Annotated in this window: 13 protein-coding genes and 3 pseudogenes; 7 read left to right on the top strand and 9 right to left on the bottom strand. The window is 56.3% G+C overall.

All coding sequences use genetic code 11. The features are described from left to right. Positions 1-98: 98 nt before the first annotated feature. From ACN9MO_RS32190 to ACN9MO_RS32205, 4 genes are read right to left on the bottom strand one after another with little or no spacing between them, the layout of a single operon-like run. A complete protein-coding gene (locus ACN9MO_RS32190) occupies positions 99-410 on the bottom strand; it encodes a DCL family protein (RefSeq protein WP_425989256.1) in 312 nt (103 codons plus the stop codon). 6 nt (positions 411-416) lie between these two features. Then, positions 417-2,342, bottom strand: coding sequence for an AAA family ATPase (locus ACN9MO_RS32195; RefSeq protein WP_425989259.1), 1,926 nt, complete (start codon positions 2,340-2,342; stop codon positions 417-419). Next, complete coding sequence (locus tag ACN9MO_RS32200; protein WP_425989262.1) at positions 2,329-2,850, bottom strand: ABC-three component system middle component 5; 522 nt, start codon at positions 2,848-2,850, stop codon at positions 2,329-2,331. The genes ACN9MO_RS32195 and ACN9MO_RS32200 overlap by 14 nt, the downstream gene beginning before the upstream one ends. Next, a complete protein-coding gene (locus ACN9MO_RS32205) occupies positions 2,847-3,413 on the bottom strand; it encodes an ABC-three component system protein (protein WP_425989265.1) in 567 nt (188 codons plus the stop codon). The genes ACN9MO_RS32200 and ACN9MO_RS32205 overlap by 4 nt, the downstream gene beginning before the upstream one ends. A gap of 596 nt (positions 3,414-4,009) precedes the next feature. On the opposite strand from ACN9MO_RS32205, the pseudogene ACN9MO_RS32210 reads away from it, so the two are divergent. After that, positions 4,010-5,046, top strand: a pseudogene (locus tag ACN9MO_RS32210) (IS110 family transposase). Between the two features lie 317 nt (positions 5,047-5,363). On the opposite strand, the gene ACN9MO_RS32215 reads toward ACN9MO_RS32210, so the two are convergent. Both ACN9MO_RS32215 and ACN9MO_RS32220 read right to left on the bottom strand, forming a co-directional pair. Beyond that, positions 5,364-5,972, bottom strand: a complete 609-nt coding sequence (locus ACN9MO_RS32215) for a hypothetical protein (protein WP_425989268.1) — start codon at positions 5,970-5,972, stop codon at positions 5,364-5,366. An 18-nt stretch (positions 5,973-5,990) separates the two neighbouring features. Next, the gene (locus tag ACN9MO_RS32220; protein WP_425989271.1) at positions 5,991-6,683 is read right to left on the bottom strand and encodes a hypothetical protein; all 693 of its coding nucleotides are present in this window, start codon (positions 6,681-6,683) and stop codon (positions 5,991-5,993) included. A gap of 328 nt (positions 6,684-7,011) precedes the next feature. On the opposite strand from ACN9MO_RS32220, the gene ACN9MO_RS32225 reads away from it, so the two are divergent. The 3 genes from ACN9MO_RS32225 (at position 7,012) to ACN9MO_RS32235 (ending at position 9,836) form a co-directional block, all read left to right on the top strand. Beyond that, complete coding sequence (locus ACN9MO_RS32225; RefSeq protein WP_425989273.1) at positions 7,012-8,169, top strand: helix-turn-helix transcriptional regulator; 1,158 nt, start codon at positions 7,012-7,014, stop codon at positions 8,167-8,169. Positions 8,170-8,244: 75 nt separating this feature from the next. Next, the gene (locus ACN9MO_RS32230; RefSeq protein ID WP_425989276.1) at positions 8,245-8,925 is read left to right on the top strand and encodes a hypothetical protein; all 681 of its coding nucleotides are present in this window, start codon (positions 8,245-8,247) and stop codon (positions 8,923-8,925) included. 302 nt (positions 8,926-9,227) lie between these two features. Beyond that, positions 9,228-9,836 (top strand): hypothetical protein, encoded by a 609-nt coding sequence (locus ACN9MO_RS32235; RefSeq protein WP_425989279.1) that lies wholly within the window; start codon positions 9,228-9,230, stop codon positions 9,834-9,836. 37 nt (positions 9,837-9,873) lie between these two features. On the opposite strand, the pseudogene ACN9MO_RS32240 reads toward ACN9MO_RS32235, so the two are convergent. After that, positions 9,874-9,996, bottom strand: a pseudogene (locus ACN9MO_RS32240) (ATP-binding protein); the annotation flags it as partial. 211 nt (positions 9,997-10,207) lie between these two features. Here ACN9MO_RS32240 and ACN9MO_RS32245 point away from each other — a divergent pair. Continuing rightward, positions 10,208-11,834 (top strand): annotated as a pseudogene (locus ACN9MO_RS32245) (ISL3 family transposase). A gap of 28 nt (positions 11,835-11,862) precedes the next feature. Beyond that, positions 11,863-12,252, top strand: a complete 390-nt coding sequence (locus ACN9MO_RS32250; protein ID WP_425989282.1) for a DUF302 domain-containing protein — start codon at positions 11,863-11,865, stop codon at positions 12,250-12,252. Positions 12,253-12,909: 657 nt separating this feature from the next. On the opposite strand, the gene ACN9MO_RS32255 is transcribed toward ACN9MO_RS32250, so the two are convergent. Then, positions 12,910-13,566: a sensor histidine kinase gene (locus tag ACN9MO_RS32255; protein ID WP_425989355.1), complete on the bottom strand. Its 657-nt coding sequence runs from the start codon at positions 13,564-13,566 to the stop codon at positions 12,910-12,912. Next, positions 13,482-13,982 (bottom strand): PAS domain S-box protein, encoded by a 501-nt coding sequence (locus ACN9MO_RS32260; RefSeq protein ID WP_425989285.1) that lies wholly within the window; start codon positions 13,980-13,982, stop codon positions 13,482-13,484. The genes ACN9MO_RS32255 and ACN9MO_RS32260 overlap by 85 nt, the downstream gene beginning before the upstream one ends. A 197-nt stretch (positions 13,983-14,179) precedes the next feature. On the opposite strand from ACN9MO_RS32260, the gene ACN9MO_RS32265 reads away from it, so the two are divergent. Continuing rightward, positions 14,180-14,617, top strand: a complete 438-nt coding sequence (locus ACN9MO_RS32265; RefSeq protein ID WP_425989288.1) for a pyridoxamine 5'-phosphate oxidase family protein — start codon at positions 14,180-14,182, stop codon at positions 14,615-14,617. Positions 14,618-14,769: the final 152 nt, after the last annotated feature.

The raw sequence follows: 14,769 nt of genomic DNA on the forward strand, positions 1-14,769 counted from the left end.
AGGGTAGGTTTCGGCCGTTGAGCGCGAGATCAACGTGGTACGCATCGGCGAGCAACCGTGGCGTACGAGCCCAGCCATTCATCGGCATGAAACGACCGTTAGGGTTCGGGATGAGGTCGGTAGCATTCTTTGAATGAAAACCGCTCGACTGTATCGTCCACGCGTATGACCCAGAAGCATCGTGTGTTGTAGTCAGCTGAGCGGACCTCGAATCTTTTGATACCAGGCCCGACTTTAACAGCAGATTCCGGATGCCGCTGCAAGGCCAGTCTGAGGAAACGATCGTCCGCCTCATCGACCGTCTGATTTAGAGCATACTTATAGAGTATCCCACGGAAGCGCTCGCGCGCCTCGGCTTGGCTACGAAACGTCTCGTCACCGATCTCAATTAACTGTCGTTTGCCCATCATCAAAACCTATGCGATCGGCCGATTGAAGTTCAAGGTGCCGCTTTCGAGGGTGGAGAATTTCCCAACGAAGAGATCCGTGGGAATCTCACTCCACGGCATCGCGGTTGCCAATATCACCTGGTGTTCCACATCTGTGGAGTTAGATATTTCGATGACTTGCTTCTGGAAGTTGTGGCTTCTCGCCTGCTCCATCCCCTTGTCTTCTGTGATATCGATCATGAGAAATCGAGGGTGCCGGAAGCCCTTGTCGCGCAACGCTGCGGCTAGGAAACCGACCAAGAACGCAGTCTTCAGGACCACTCGCGAACTGGCTGAGAAGTAGGTATGATCGTCGACTGTGATCGTGTTCTTCCCAAACGAGAACTCTACCCGGTTTGGATCGACGAACGAATCCTGACGCTTGAGATCGCCCTTCAGTAGCTTGATTGTCTCGCGCTCTATTTCGCTGCGTGCCACTCGTATTCTGTCGGTCTGACTTCTCTTCAGTCCGGCAATCCGACCTTCCAACTCTTGGATGTCTACGTCGAGGTTCGCCTTCCTCTCCGAAAGATCACCGATCTTGTTCGCTAGCTTAAACTGGGCATCGACATCCTCGATAGACCGATCGAGATATCCAATTTGCCGGTGCAGATCCCTGATTTCCTCCCGAGCCTTGGACGTAGGCCGAGCCGCTATAGCTGATAGCTCCCGAGATTTTGCAGTCCAGCGTGATTTGATGTCTTCGACTTTTGCCACCTGAGCCTTCAAGCGATCACCGCGAATGACTTGAAGACGCTCGGATTGTTTGATCTGTATGGAAAGGTTGTTGATGATTCCGGTGATTTGCTCACTTGCGCGTTCCGGGTCAATCGGCGTCTTACAAAGATGGCAGGCGAACGAGTGATCACCCGCTTCCAGAACCTCAGCATAGCACGCAGGGCAAGTTGCGAAATGCACGTCCGGCACAATCTTGGCCGCAAGTCGCGCATCCCTCAGCGCTTCGGATTTTCGTCTAAGGCTCTCGATAAACGACTGTGAATCTGAAACTTCAAATTCAAGGCCGCTTTGGGCTTCCTGTGCTTCAATAAGCTCCTGCTGGAGCCTCTGGACGGCGTTGTAAAGTTCCTTTTGCTGGGTGAGGCTTAACCTCTGCAGGGTCGAGGAGGAAAAAAACTCCTCTTCTTTTGCCGCAATCAGATTTAGCAATCGATCCTTGTCCGCGATAAGACCGGCGCGCTTCTGCGTTATCCACTGCAGCCCTAGACTCTCTTCTCCGCCGACCACGCGAAAGATACTGCGGAGTTCAGCTGAGACCTCCTGGAATTCCTTCTCTTTCGCTCTCAGTTTCTGCTGGGATTCATATATTGCGGAGTCAAAGGCCCCGCATAGGAGGTTTCCCACGGCCTCTCGCAAGTTCTCCGGATCGTACCCTTCAAATCGAAAGAGACTGTCGGTGGGTGAGAGTTGATCAGCATAGAGGAGCCGCAGAACCTGGTGCATCGTGATACTCGACGTCCCCTCGACTGCGACATCAGGCATCCCCAGCAAGCGAAAGATAGCTTGAGAAAAGCTCTCCTTGTTTTGGGAGCGCGCATAGGAGTACCGCAACCAAGTTTCGATCGGCGCGATCTCAGCAGCTTCGTAACGCCCGCCAAATATTTCCATGTCCGACTGCGCAGAGGCGTCGATTTTCCGGCGTAACACGGCCGGATTGCCGTTCAACTCAACCTCAATCCAAACATGGTCGCACAGCAGAGCATGCTCGCTCCAGTCAAGCTTGCTCAGATCGCCGCCCAGGCCGAAGAATATGAAGTTGAGAATGGTAGATTTTCCGGACGAGTTATCGCCCCGGACGATATTGACCCCTGAATGGTACCGTTCATCATAGGCGATATGTGCACCGCGTTTGACCACCAATCGCCGAACAATCAGGCAGGGTTCAAATCGGATCATATCTGTATTCCAAAAGTTTGCTGCGAGCTTTCAGGCCGTCTCTTCCGTAAGGGTCATATCGGTGATTGATCTGACACAGGATCGAGATGAAATCAGCCATAGTGGAGTTTAATTCGGTACACCGGCTTTCGACTTCCGTTCCAATTTCCGCGCCAGAGAAAAGTATCTGGTTTCGCTCCCAGGCCTTCTCACAAATGATACCTGCTCTCGCCATGCTCTCGGCCGCAGTCTTCTGAAAAGGTGCCATGCGGTCGAATAGAGAGTTGTCATCGGGCAGCTCGCCGTACGGCTTGAGCCGCGTGTAGCTTTTGCTGACGGACCGCCAGCTTGTGTCATCTGAGTAAAGTTGCAGGTTCTGCAGCCTGAAAGGATAGAGCAGATAGAAATCGAGAATCCGAAACTTGTCGAATGGTACAGGCTCCTGAAGATTGCAGCCAAAATACAATCTCAAGTACCGGAAAATCGCGTGATATGGGTCAAAAGCCTCGTTGTACGATAACTGGGTCACGCCACAACCCTTGGACTGTGGTGCCATCGTATGAAGCACTGTTCGGCCAGCCAGTAGACCATTCCAAGCACGATGTTGTGGCTTATTGTCATCAACTCGCTGTTGCATTCTTCGACAACGGGATTGACGATGCGGTCCATGATCATCGCGTTCATCTCGCACTCCGAGAGCTTCGGGATCTGCGGGTAGATTACGTGGGAGAACTCGGCTTCGGTTTTGGCGAGGATGTGAACGAAGATCGCCTGAGCCGAGGAGTACAGCGACCATCGTTCAAGCAGCTTTGCGAACATCTCCTTCTTCTCGATCGCGTCGTCGTAATAATGAGACATATTGGCGGCGATGAGCTTGTTCTCAAGCCCCTGGATGCCGTCTTGAGATCGTCGGACATGGTAGCGCGCAAGCTCATCGATCGTGATCTTTGTTTCGTCGCTCGAGTCGTATTGTTCCCTCAGCCGATGGAGCAACTTTTCGACCATCGTCTTCGGAGCTTCGATGATGACGTTCTTATCGCGCCCGATGACGTCGCGCTCGGCACGAGCACTGCGCTGATCCACCGTGTTCATTGATGCTACTTGCGATTTGTAGTCTTATCGCGTCCGACGACATCGCCGCGAGCTCTCGATCCACTTTGATCAACACTGTTTCCGTTCGCGCCTGATCTAAGGTTCTTCGTCAGTTGGAACGTGATGAGTGCGCTGGCAGCGCCTCCGGTGATAAGCCCCGCAAGAAAATTTGAAAGATCAAAAGTGAAATTCATCATTGCCCCCCTAGGTAGAGCAGAATTGCAATGGTTCGTGCGATCTTGTCAATATTGACGACCCGCTAGCAGGAGATTTGTGTGTAGTCTCAACCAAATTCGGTCGTTTTGCCGGCGTGCTTTATCGGTACCGTCGCCGAGCGAGTGATCTGCTCTCTTTCCTCATAAGTTGTGAAGGGGGCTAACTACATCTAACTTCTCGATCCGTAAGGGGTCCAAGGGAGCCGTTCTTCACGAGCCCCGTGCACCGCTTGTTGCGAGGATGTTCACGTTCTGAGCCAAGAAGATGGTGTAACGGGCTGACCCGGCCCGCCAGGTTTGATGGGCCGGTGGTCGTCCCTCACAATAATGGTGTCGCGGAGTCAGGAGTGGCCGGCTCCATAGCATCACGGAGAAACGACCATGAAGCAGTATGCGGGTATCGACGTATCATTGGAATACTCGAGCGTGTGCGTGGTGGATGCGGATGGCCGGATCATCAGCGAGGCGAAGATCCTTAGCGAGCCCGATGCGCTGATCGCCTGGTTCGGCGCGCACGGCGTGGCGATGGAGCGCATTGGTCTGGAGGCCGGCCCGTTGTCGCAGTGGCTCCATGCCGGGATGATGAAAGCAGGTCTTTCTGTCGAGCTGATCGAGACACGCTACGTGCGTGCCGCCTTCAAGACGATGCCGGTCAAGACCGACAAGAAGGACGCCCGGGGCATTGCGCAGTTGATGCGGCTTGGCTGGTTCAGGCCGGTCCACTGCAAATCGCTGGCCGCCCAGGAGGTGCGTGGGCTGCTGACCGCCCGCAAGCTCATTCAGGGTAAGCTGCACGACATCGAGATGAGCATCCGGGGCATCCTGCGCGGCTTCGGCCTCAAGGTCGGGCCGACGGCGCGGCGCACTTTCGCGGGGCGCATCCGCACGCTGATTGCCGGGCATACGACCTTGGAAGCGATCGCGATGGCACTCTTGAAGGTGCGCGACGCGCTGGTGCAGGAATTTGCAGGTTTTGAGCGCACGCTGCGTGCCATCGCCCGCCAGGACGACAACGCGCTTCGGTTGATGACGACGCCCGGCGTTGGCGTCCTGGTGGCGCTGACGTTTGTCGCGGCCGTCGATGCGCCGGAGCGCTTCCGTTCCTCCCGCGCGGTCGGACCGCACTTCGATTGACGCCGAGGAAATATCAATCGGGCGAGACCGATCATAGCGGTTGCATCTCGAAGATCGGTGATGGCAGCGTGCGCACCGCGCTCTACGAGGCGGCCCACGTCATCCTGACGCGTCCGGTCAAAGGGTCCGATCTGAAGGGCTGGGCGTTGGCGGTCGCCAGACGAGCCGGTCCCAAAAAGGCGCGCGTGGCGCTGGCCCGCAAATTGGCGGTGGTGTTGCATTGCATGCTCAGGGACGGAACCAGCTTCATTGCTCGGAAGGTAGACCCAGCCCTGGCGGCTTGATCGAAGGAGACGACAAGACAGGCGTTCGGACGGGCACAGCCATCCGCCCTCCGCAGCAAGGTCCCTTCGCCGGGACGATGGATGGGTTAGGCCGCTATGCGATCAGCAGCACGCAGTGACTGCGCCTTCAAAGATTGGCCAGCCGGTCCTTGGCAGACACCATAGAGCAGCGGCAAAGCTCCGACTGCGGACAGAAGCAAGCACTCGGCGAGGGATCTAGGCTCACAAGGGATTGACGCAACGCCCGTTACAGAAGATCGCATAATGTATCGACTGGAAGTGATGTTGATCGCGCCTGGAGCCCGGGTGCATTGTAACTATCTAGGGTAGGTCTCACACCTTTTGCTGAAATTGGTGGTTCTCAGTGTGTCGGCGGTTACCTTGCGGTTCTGCGCCGTTGCAAGTTTGTCTGATGAAACCTTGGCGGCGCGCACGGTGCAGCCTTTGCTAAGATCGACCTTGATGACTTCCGTTGTCTTGGCCTTGGTGCGGATGCCGTCACGCATTATGTCTTCAGTGATCGTGCTGGAAACCGACAGGACATTGCCTGCAAATTCTCCCTTGGCTTGGGCGACGATCGAGCCGGCCTCGTTATCGGCAACACTGGAGCATTTTACTTTTTCCACGTGACTTTGCCCAATCTTGAACAGGGCACTCACGATCGAGAACCGGCCGTCTATGTTACAACCCGTAGAGAAATAGCCGATGCTCCACAGTGTCTCGCCGCCTACTTTCAGTCGCTCCAACACGATGGTCTGAGGATACGAGCCCACATAGGTGTGCGGGCCTGAACTGGCATAGGTCACCATCGACGCCTTTGTGTCGATCTTGATGGATATCGTGCTGACGCTGCCGATATCCCGAGCGTGAAGCGTATTTGGCACACCGCATATCAACAATGCAGCGACAAGTTTGGTTAGTTTCATCGTATGCCTCGTGGTGCGTTATTCGGAGCAGACGAACTTTCCGTTGAGGACGCGGCAGTTCGATTCTGATTTCATCAGTCTTTTGCTGCCTCCTTTCTCGATGAGTTTATCGTTCGCTTGCTTGAGCTTGGATGTGACGGTCGTGTCTCCGGCCTGTTGGGCGGCTCTAATCCCCATCTGATAGGCAATATTGGCTTTGGTCTTCTTGCCTGCCTTTTCTGCTTCGTATCCCTGTCTCAGCCAGTGAAGGGCATCGGCGATCTGCGCATTACGATTGTTGGCTATCGAGTCTTCCGAACTTCCACCGTTGATCGCTTCGTTCGCCGCCTTCTGAAACGCGATGCGTGCTTCGTTGAAGCGACCAGCTCTCTGAAGGCTCAGCCCCTGCCGATTGTATTTTCGGCTCAGGTTGGCGTGTTGTTTTAGTATCGGGTTGATCGAGTCGTCGTCGTCGGTCATCTGCGACTGGCTCGCCAAAGACTGGACTATTGAGAAAAGCGCTCCGCCAAGCGCAACGCCAGCGCCGATGTTGTTCATCGAGGTGGATGGGGCCACTTGCCTCGAACGTGACGCATCCCCCGGCAGACAAGCCCACGCATTGGTTGCGAGGTGCTTGCCAGGCCCGCACACGGCGTCCGCGAGCGTCGGATTGGTAGACAAGATGCCTACGATGCTGCCAATAGCGGCAACGATTGCCAATTGCCTGAACATAAATTAGCCCCCTGCAAGAACGATCGGCGCCGACGCGCCTTGAGACCAGACGCAAGTGAGGATTTCCAGCTTTTCCTCACCATTGATCGTGGCACTTTTGATCGAGCCTACGGGGACGTGCCGGATCCGGCGACCCCCAAATGGGGGTTGAGGGGAAGCTGGTTGTGTGGATTTTGGTCGTTATCCGACCCCTAGCGGGAACAAATGGCGTCCGCGTCGACAAACGCCTCGTTGCCGCTAGGATTGTGCACAAGAGTTTTCTAACATGAGCATGTCCGGTCTGATGGTGAGGGATCGGACCGTCGCTGGCTGAGGAGGCGCTGAGGGGATGCGGCAACCGCCAATCCGTCGCTATGATGAGGATCGTGTGGATGGCGTCTGTCAGGATGTCGGTAACGCAGTCGATGCCGCGTCACTCGGCATCGGCGCGTGGGATGAGGTTCCGGCAATGCTGAGCAACGCGTTCCCCGGTTCCTTCGCAGGCCTTTGGAACATGAGCTTTACGGAGAGCAGACTCAATTTTCAGTCTTGGGCGAACGTCGATCCAGCGTTTGCCAGATCTTATGCAGAGCATTTCGCCTATGTGAATCCCTGGTCTGCCTACTGGAACACAGCCAGAAATGGGCTTGTCGCCCTTTCCGAAGACGTGTCACCGGCGCGGCTCTATGCAAAGACGGAATTCTACAATGACTGGCTTCTACCGCAGCGGGATGCTGAGGCTGCGGCCGGGCTGAAGCTTGTCGGAAATCGAGGCGAGACAATTCTCTTCGTCCTGCATTTTCCACTTTCCGTGGCCGAGGAATACGGGCACGCAGCGGCACATGTGTTGCGGCATATTCGAACGGGCCTCGGTCGCTCCATTACGCTTGCAGGCGTTATGCAAGCACAAACCGAAGACGCAATGACAGCAGCGGCACTCGTGGAGCGAGGCCGCTGCGCGGCTTTCGTTGTCGAAGGCAACCGGCGAGTTCGCGAAGCAAATAAGCTGGCGGACCATCTGTTTTCTTCGGGACGCGCGGTTCTGGTTCGCAACGATCGCTGCTTCATTGTCGATCCGGAAGCCGACGTTCAGTTCGCGTCGACTCTGGATAAACTCTCAAGGGGAGTGAATGCGGACGATGCGAAGCTATTTTTCCGCACGTCCTCCGGAGCCTGGCGGGTCGTTATGACTGCGCTTCCTGCGATAGTGGCGCCGTCCAGCACATCGCATCTCCTCCCGCCTCGTCAACTCGTGCTGATCCTTGTGACCGAACTCCTGCCGACTGCGGATACCACCGATCTGTCAGTGTTGAAGGCCCTGGCGGGCCTAACACATGCCGAAATCGCATTCTGCCGGCGGCTGATGCACGGCGACTCCGTGACAGACGCGGCGGAACAGCTCGGCATTGCGGTGGAAACCGCCAGGACGCGATTGAAGTCGATTTTCCAGAAAACGCAGACGTCACGGCAAGGCCAGTTGATGCTGTTTTTGTCGAGATTGCGGTAGGCTTCCGACGTCCAGGCGCCCGTGGCGTGTCCGCGAAGAGTTGGTCTTTGTATTTCGCTTTCGGTTGGTGGATTGATGACGACGTTTATTGCCATAACCGTCAAATGCGCGCGCTGCGGAGTTGAAAGCCAGCACGAGCATCTTGGAAGTGTCTCCTCCTCGGGTTACCCAGATTTGGACGGAAGGCCGCCGCCACGACGTCGGGACACCATGTCTTCGTGGCTCCAGGAATGCCCTGACTGCTTGTACGTGGCGCGGGACCTCTCGGTGGCAAGCACGGCCGAAGCCGACGCCGTCAGGGAGATCGGTTTCATCGAAGCCGGCTTGTCGGAAGGGATGCCGGACCTAGCGACACGGTTCATGCGTCGCGCATACATTGACGCTCGAACCGGAAATCTGAGGGACGCGGTTCGAAGGCTTTTGCACGCCGCCTGGGTCCTCGATGATTTCGAGATGAATGCCACTGCGATTAGGAGGCGGGCTGCTGACGTGATCCTGTCGTTGAGGGAGGCGGCGGATCTAGATTTAAGACTGCTTCGGCTCGATTTGTTGAGACGCACCCAGGCGTTCAAAGAAGCGATCCTCGAAGCTGACAACATGTTGAGGGACTTATCGGATCCTGACCACAGAAAAGTCGCCCTTGCTCAACGCCGAGCAGCCGCTGAGAAGCGATCCACCGCGCTTTCCCTGTCTGAGGCTCTACGTCCTTCGCCCCGCAGTGGGCGACGACGGGTGGTCACCTTTGTGCGGCGGTGACGCTTGGAGGGTATATCGATCCGCGAGTTCGAGGCGAAGGATTTGTAGTCGGCCTGGCGAGTTGTCGCTTGGGCAAGCAACTCGAGCGAGTAGTGAGCCAGACTAACGCCGTCTAGGTCGGCATCGTGGACATTGATGGCCTTTACCGGGCTGATGTTGCCGATCCGGTCGGCTTCGCGTAGCGATAGCCTCCATGGGCGGCTCTTCCGTCAGACGGGATGAGGGCTCGATCGCCCCCAAGGGCTTGCCCAAAAATAGTGAGCCGCTAACATCCGCCGCGAGAAGAACAACGCGGTGAACCGATGCCAAGCTTTACACTGGATACCAACTGCCTCGCCGACGTCGACAAGGACCGGCCAGTCCAGGGCGATGTTCGGATACTGATCGAAGCCGCAACGCGCAGAGAAGCGGATATCGCGATGTTGGCTTCGAGCGCTTTCGAACGTCAGCCCGGTGGACGCCACCTCAATCGCGTTGCGGACTTCCGGGAACGACTGATTGGGATCGGTCTTGGTGACATCACTCTGCTAAAACCCATCGCAAGGCACGGACTATCGTTTCACGGTTTCGGCATCATGAGCGATGAGGCATCGGTCCTTCGGGAGCGGCAGATTTTCACAACCCTTTTCCCAACAACGCCGTTACGATGGTCCGACTATGCGGCGATAAACGGCCTGGATCAAAAGGATCTGCGCAGTGCCGGCGCCTGGAAGTGGCGCAATTGCCTGGGCGCCGCTCAGGCCTACTGGGCGCATGAGGGCGCTAAGCGCGACATCTTTGTGACCACCGATGGGAACTTTTCACGCCTATCAAACAAAACCGAGTTTGCTGATGCCGTCATTTTGACGCCGACACAGGCAGTTCAGACGCTAGCTGCCGGTTCATCGCTTCCTCAGTGTCAAGCGAACTGAGGAATTGACCCATTTGCCGAATTGAAGAACTGCCCCTTCATTGGTTTGCGGTTTCGTTGGTTTCAAGCGCCGCTCCGGGCCTCTGCAGAAGGCCGGAGCGGCGCTTTTCGCGAAGTCGGTTGCTATCGCCCCGGATGGTGATCACCGTCGAAGGGTGAAGGGGTCAAACTTGAACGCCGGAACACATGCAGCTCTGTGGATTCCGAATTTCCCGGGCCGGTTGTGCATGACCGATTGGCCTCTGTTGCAGTTTGACGCCACTTGCATCGCGTCGATGGGCTGGGTGTTAGCTGTCGCTTTGCATTTAAACGGGTTCTTCCTCAATTTCTGTGGTTAACAGAGTGTTAGCGCCGCGACTGCTATCTGCGGGGATGCGAACGCAATGGAAATGGTCACCCGGCCCAGGGGTCAAAATTCTGGGTATCACCCTTCAAGATGAAGAAAACTGGGTTGTTTCTGCCGCTGCGAAACCTGTCGGTATCTGCCCGGATTGTGGAACGCGAAGCCGAAACCGGCACGGCTAGCACAACCGCCGCCTTCCAGGACTTGCCTGTTCATGGTCAAGTTGTGAAAATCAAACTCGCACTGAACCGGTGGCAGTGTAGACACCGGAAATGCGGGCGACGAACCTTTACCGACAGGTTGCCCGAGATTGCTTCGCCCTACATGCGACGAACTGAACGGATGGCTGAGATTGTAGGCTTGATTGGCCACAGGATGGGCGGTCGCCCAGGTGAATACTTGATGCATCGGCTTGGCATGCCGGTCAGCGACGACACGATCTTGCGGCAATTGAAGCGCGATAATCCGGCGTCCATACAAAAAGACACTATTCGGGTTGTGGGCATTGATGATTGGAGCTGGCGGCATTCCTCGCGGTACGGGACGATCATGGTCGATCTTGAGCGTCATTCGGTCGTCGATGTTTTGGAGGACCGCAGCGTCGAGAGCGCAAAAGCTTGGTTGCAAGAGCGTCCGACGATCGAGGTCGTGAGCCGAGATCGCTGTGGTTTGTATGCTCAGGCAGCCCGAGAGCGCGCACCGCAGGCCCGCCAGGTGGCTGACCGTTTTCATCTGGTCCAAAATCTCAGGGAGGCAATCAAGGAACAGATGAGCGTTTATGGTCACGCCCATGTTAGACCCATTCTCTCCGAAGATGCTATCGCCAGCGCCAGGTCACAACAGCGCCGTGCCCGCTTGGCGCACAGGCAATCTCGTCAGGAAATATTCGACGCGCTTCAAGCTTTGCGGCAGCAGGGCCTCACCTACAGCGAGATTGCAAGGCGGACCGGATACGAGCGCCGCAGCATCGCGAATTGGCTTACTTCCAATGCACCTCGAGACAGAAATCGGGCGGCATTGAATCCGACATCGCCACTGTATTGTGAAGCTTTCCTGGCCGAATGCTGGAAAAATGGAAACCGCGTTGGGCGCCATCTGTTTTACGATATCAAGAACCGCGGCTACACAGGTAGCCGCTCCAATCTGGAGCGCCTGTTGAAGATGTGGCGTGAAGCCGAAAACATTCAACCCGACGACCCGCCTCCGGATGTGGATGTTTCAGAACCCGTCCGCGATCCTGACACCGGCCATATGATCTCATCTGTGGTTGCCGCAGCTTTGTGCATAAAACCGCGCGGCCTGCTGACAGATCGTCAGGCCAGAAAGGTCAATGCTTTGAAGCAGGGCTCGACAGTGTTCGCCATAATGCGTGGCTTGGCCATGCGCTTCAACGGCATCTTGCGCAGCAGGAGCTCGGAGGCACTGGATGAATGGATCGACGATGCCATCGACACCGAGCTCACGGCAATCATGCGTTTCGCCAGCGTTTTGCGCCGGGATATTGATGCCGTCAAAAATGCAATCGAACTCCCTTGGAGCAACGGTCAAGCCGAAGGGCAAATCAATCGTCTCAAGATGCTGAAGCGTGCAATGTACGGTCGCGCCGGCCCAGAACTGATGAGGGCGAGAATGCTGCCACTGAATCACAGAAATTGAGGATGAACCGTCGAATTGGAGACAGACAATGACATACACCCTCGACAAAACGACCAACGACATGCCCTTCGACGAGGTGGTGGCGGCAACAAAGACCGCCCTCTTGGCCAAGGGGTTCGGTGTCCTGACTGAAATCGACGTCCGTGCGACGATGAAGAAGAAGCTCGACATCGATGTTGCGGACTATCTGATTTTGGGAGCGTGCAACCCGAAGATGGCTCTCGAGGCTATGAAGATCGAACCAAAGGTCGGCGCCATGCTGCCCTGCAATGTGATGGTACGATCGCTGGGAAGTGGCACAATCATGGTCAGCGCCATCGATCCCGTTGCCTCCATGCAGGCGATCGACAACCAGGAACTCAAGAAGGTTGCCGGGCAGGCTCGGTCTCTTCTTGAAGAGGCGGTCGCAAGCATCTGAGCAGGTTGGTTATCAACGCGGCCGCAGGTGCCGTACCGATGATTGTCTCGGGGGCGGGCCGGAGCTGGCTGCGGCGCGCTTCCTGAACGATGCTATTCAGCGGAGCGTCTTGACCAGGGCGCAGCTAACCGCCGCTCTTCGTAAACGAGGCGACGCGCCAGGCGACAAAATCAGACTTCAGCACAAGCAAAAATGCAAAACATCAATCGATGGGAGAATGAAGGCGGCGCAATCGCACGCCAACCGCCCAAAATCAGTCCAACATCTTGGTCCGCGTGATCTCGCTTTAATACGGAGGGCCTTCGAAGCGGCCTGTTCCAAAACTCGCACTCCCCGTCTCAATCGAGACGCCGACCGACTAGCAGAGTTCATCACTGATGAATTCCGGTTCGGAACAAGGATGAAGCCGCTCTTCTGGAAGGCGCTATCAAAGATTTTGATGATCCATCCTATGTGCATCAGTTGTTCGAGATGCAACGACGACCAGACGGAGGCCCGCGATAAGTGAGGTCGGTGCAGGCGCTGCCAAGGCGGAACTCGGCGCCGAAGTCGCGAGCCCCTTCCTCACTGCGTTCTCGTGTTCCGGACGGCTGATAATGAAAGCGCCGGCGCCCTGTTGACGCGCCGGGCCGCATTGTGCCGCCCGGCCGCCGCCTGTCACGTCTGGATCACTCCCGTGGCCAAGGGAGCTTTCAGGGTCCACGACACGCCCTTTGGAGCGACTGTCAGATCCGCCGTGCCACCGAAAGCCGCCGGAACAATCGACTTAAGAATGACTGAGCCGAAGCCTTGACGTTCTGGAGGCTGAGCGGATGGTCCCTTGCGCTCCGTCCATTGAAACTCGAAAAGCTGCGCGCTCGGATCAAATGACCATCGAACATCGACGATGCCGGTGGGCACGGAAAGTGCGCCGTGCTTGACGGCGTTGGTCGCAAGCTCGTGAACCGCCATGCCAAGGTATTCCGCTGGACCCGGTTTCAAGCAAATCTCCGGTCCTTGAATGTCAATCTTGGACATGCCCTCCGTCGTGAGGAATGCGATCTGGGACTGGACGAGGTCGCGGACAGGTGCTGCTTGCCAGCGTTCTTTCTCAAAAACTCGATAGGACGCGGAAAGTGCCTCGAGACGATCTTCCAATGCGTCCTGGAAATTCGAAACAGAATCGCTGTGCTTACCAAGCTGCCGAGAAATGGCGCAAATGATAGCGAATACATTGCGAGCGCGATGTGTCAGTTCCTTGACAAAAAACTCTGTTCGCTCCGCCAGTCGCGGGCCGATATGTCGATTACGGTTAGAATGACCGCGACCTCCGATGTTTCGAGCACCACGGGGTTCATGGCGATATGGACGGTCACTTCCGTGCCATCCTTCTTGCATGCGACCAGCCGCCGCCCCTCCGCCATCGGTCTCGAAACCGGGTGGGCCATATAATCTTGCCGTAGCTGCTCATGATGCAGTCGTTTATCTGAGGGTACGAGTGCTTCCACCGGCTGCCCGATCAGCAATTTCTTAGGGTAGCCAAAGAACTCCTCGGACGCCTTGTTAATGTGTTCTATTGCGCCCGCAGCGTCGACCATGATCATTGGCACTGGGGAGTGTTCGAACAAGGTTCTGGCGACGAATTGGGTCGGCTCTAAATCGGGCAAGGACTTGCTTGACGCTGCATCGCACGCATCCCCAAGGGGCGCATCTCGCTCATTCGAGCTTGCCCCATCGCTCCCGGGCTTCATTTTGGCCTCCCTCAGGCGGTGCAAGCGCAAGGGGCTATTCTATGCTGCTTATTAGTAGTCGCTTTGATCTCAGACAAATCCGTAACGTTGATCATCTTCGGTGACGGCGTGGCCGAGCAGGTAGTAGTGTGTATTGCGAACCGCAAAGGGCGTCGAGGACGTCGAGCGAACCAAGAGATCTACAGGGAGCAACGCCAATGAGATTGCGCGAGATGCTATCCAGCGAATGCAGCATGCTCATCGCCGAGCAGCGCGTGGCCCGTCTTGGGTGTTGTCGTGACAATCAACCTTATGTTGTGCCGATTTATTATGTCCGCGCAGAGGGCCAGATTTTCGGCTTTTCGATGCCGGGACGGAAAATTGAATTCATGCGCAGCAATCCGCTGGTATGTGTTGAGATCGAGCATTCCACTGATCAGCACCGATGGAAGTGCGTCGTCATTGAAGGCAGGTACCACGAATTCCACAAAGAGACGGAGAAGAAACACGCCTGGAACATACTGAAGGTTTACAACGATTGGTGGGATCCAGGTGCCCTCAACTGGGGCTCGGATGCCAAGCCACCGGGATACCTTCCTGTTTTTTTCGCCATCAGTATGGATAATGTCACGGGCCGAGAAGCGATTTCAAGTTAGTTCGGCGCAGGCTACCAGCCAGCGACTGCTGGCCTTGCTCGCGCCTCAGCTGTGTTGAGTTGACAACTTCGACACGTACTCCAAAATTCCTTTCGTGGGTTACGGAGAGATGCAGCCGCGATGCGAAGTCGTGCTTGGCAGATAGGCGCATT

Source organism: Ensifer sp. R-19 (assembly GCF_049905105.1).
Taxonomy (GTDB): domain Bacteria; phylum Pseudomonadota; class Alphaproteobacteria; order Rhizobiales; family Rhizobiaceae; genus Ensifer.

Excerpts from the sequence above, each read along its gene's own strand:
- ACN9MO_RS32235 (WP_425989279.1), top strand. The coding sequence starts at position 9,228 with ATGCCAAGCTTTACACTGGATACCAACTGCCTCGCCGACGTCGACAAG.
- ACN9MO_RS32205 (WP_425989265.1), bottom strand. The coding sequence starts at position 3,413 with ATGAACACGGTGGATCAGCGCAGTGCTCGTGCCGAGCGCGACGTCATC.
- ACN9MO_RS32250 (WP_425989282.1), top strand. The coding sequence starts at position 11,863 with ATGACATACACCCTCGACAAAACGACCAACGACATGCCCTTCGACGAG.
- ACN9MO_RS32265 (WP_425989288.1), top strand. The coding sequence starts at position 14,180 with ATGAGATTGCGCGAGATGCTATCCAGCGAATGCAGCATGCTCATCGCC.
- ACN9MO_RS32220 (WP_425989271.1), bottom strand. The coding sequence starts at position 6,683 with ATGTTCAGGCAATTGGCAATCGTTGCCGCTATTGGCAGCATCGTAGGC.
- ACN9MO_RS32260 (WP_425989285.1), bottom strand. The coding sequence starts at position 13,982 with ATGAAGCCCGGGAGCGATGGGGCAAGCTCGAATGAGCGAGATGCGCCC.
- ACN9MO_RS32225 (WP_425989273.1), top strand. The coding sequence starts at position 7,012 with ATGCGGCAACCGCCAATCCGTCGCTATGATGAGGATCGTGTGGATGGC.
- ACN9MO_RS32190 (WP_425989256.1), bottom strand. The coding sequence starts at position 410 with ATGATGGGCAAACGACAGTTAATTGAGATCGGTGACGAGACGTTTCGT.
- ACN9MO_RS32230 (WP_425989276.1), top strand. The coding sequence starts at position 8,245 with ATGACGACGTTTATTGCCATAACCGTCAAATGCGCGCGCTGCGGAGTT.
- ACN9MO_RS32195 (WP_425989259.1), bottom strand. The coding sequence starts at position 2,342 with ATGATCCGATTTGAACCCTGCCTGATTGTTCGGCGATTGGTGGTCAAA.
- ACN9MO_RS32215 (WP_425989268.1), bottom strand. The coding sequence starts at position 5,972 with ATGAAACTAACCAAACTTGTCGCTGCATTGTTGATATGCGGTGTGCCA.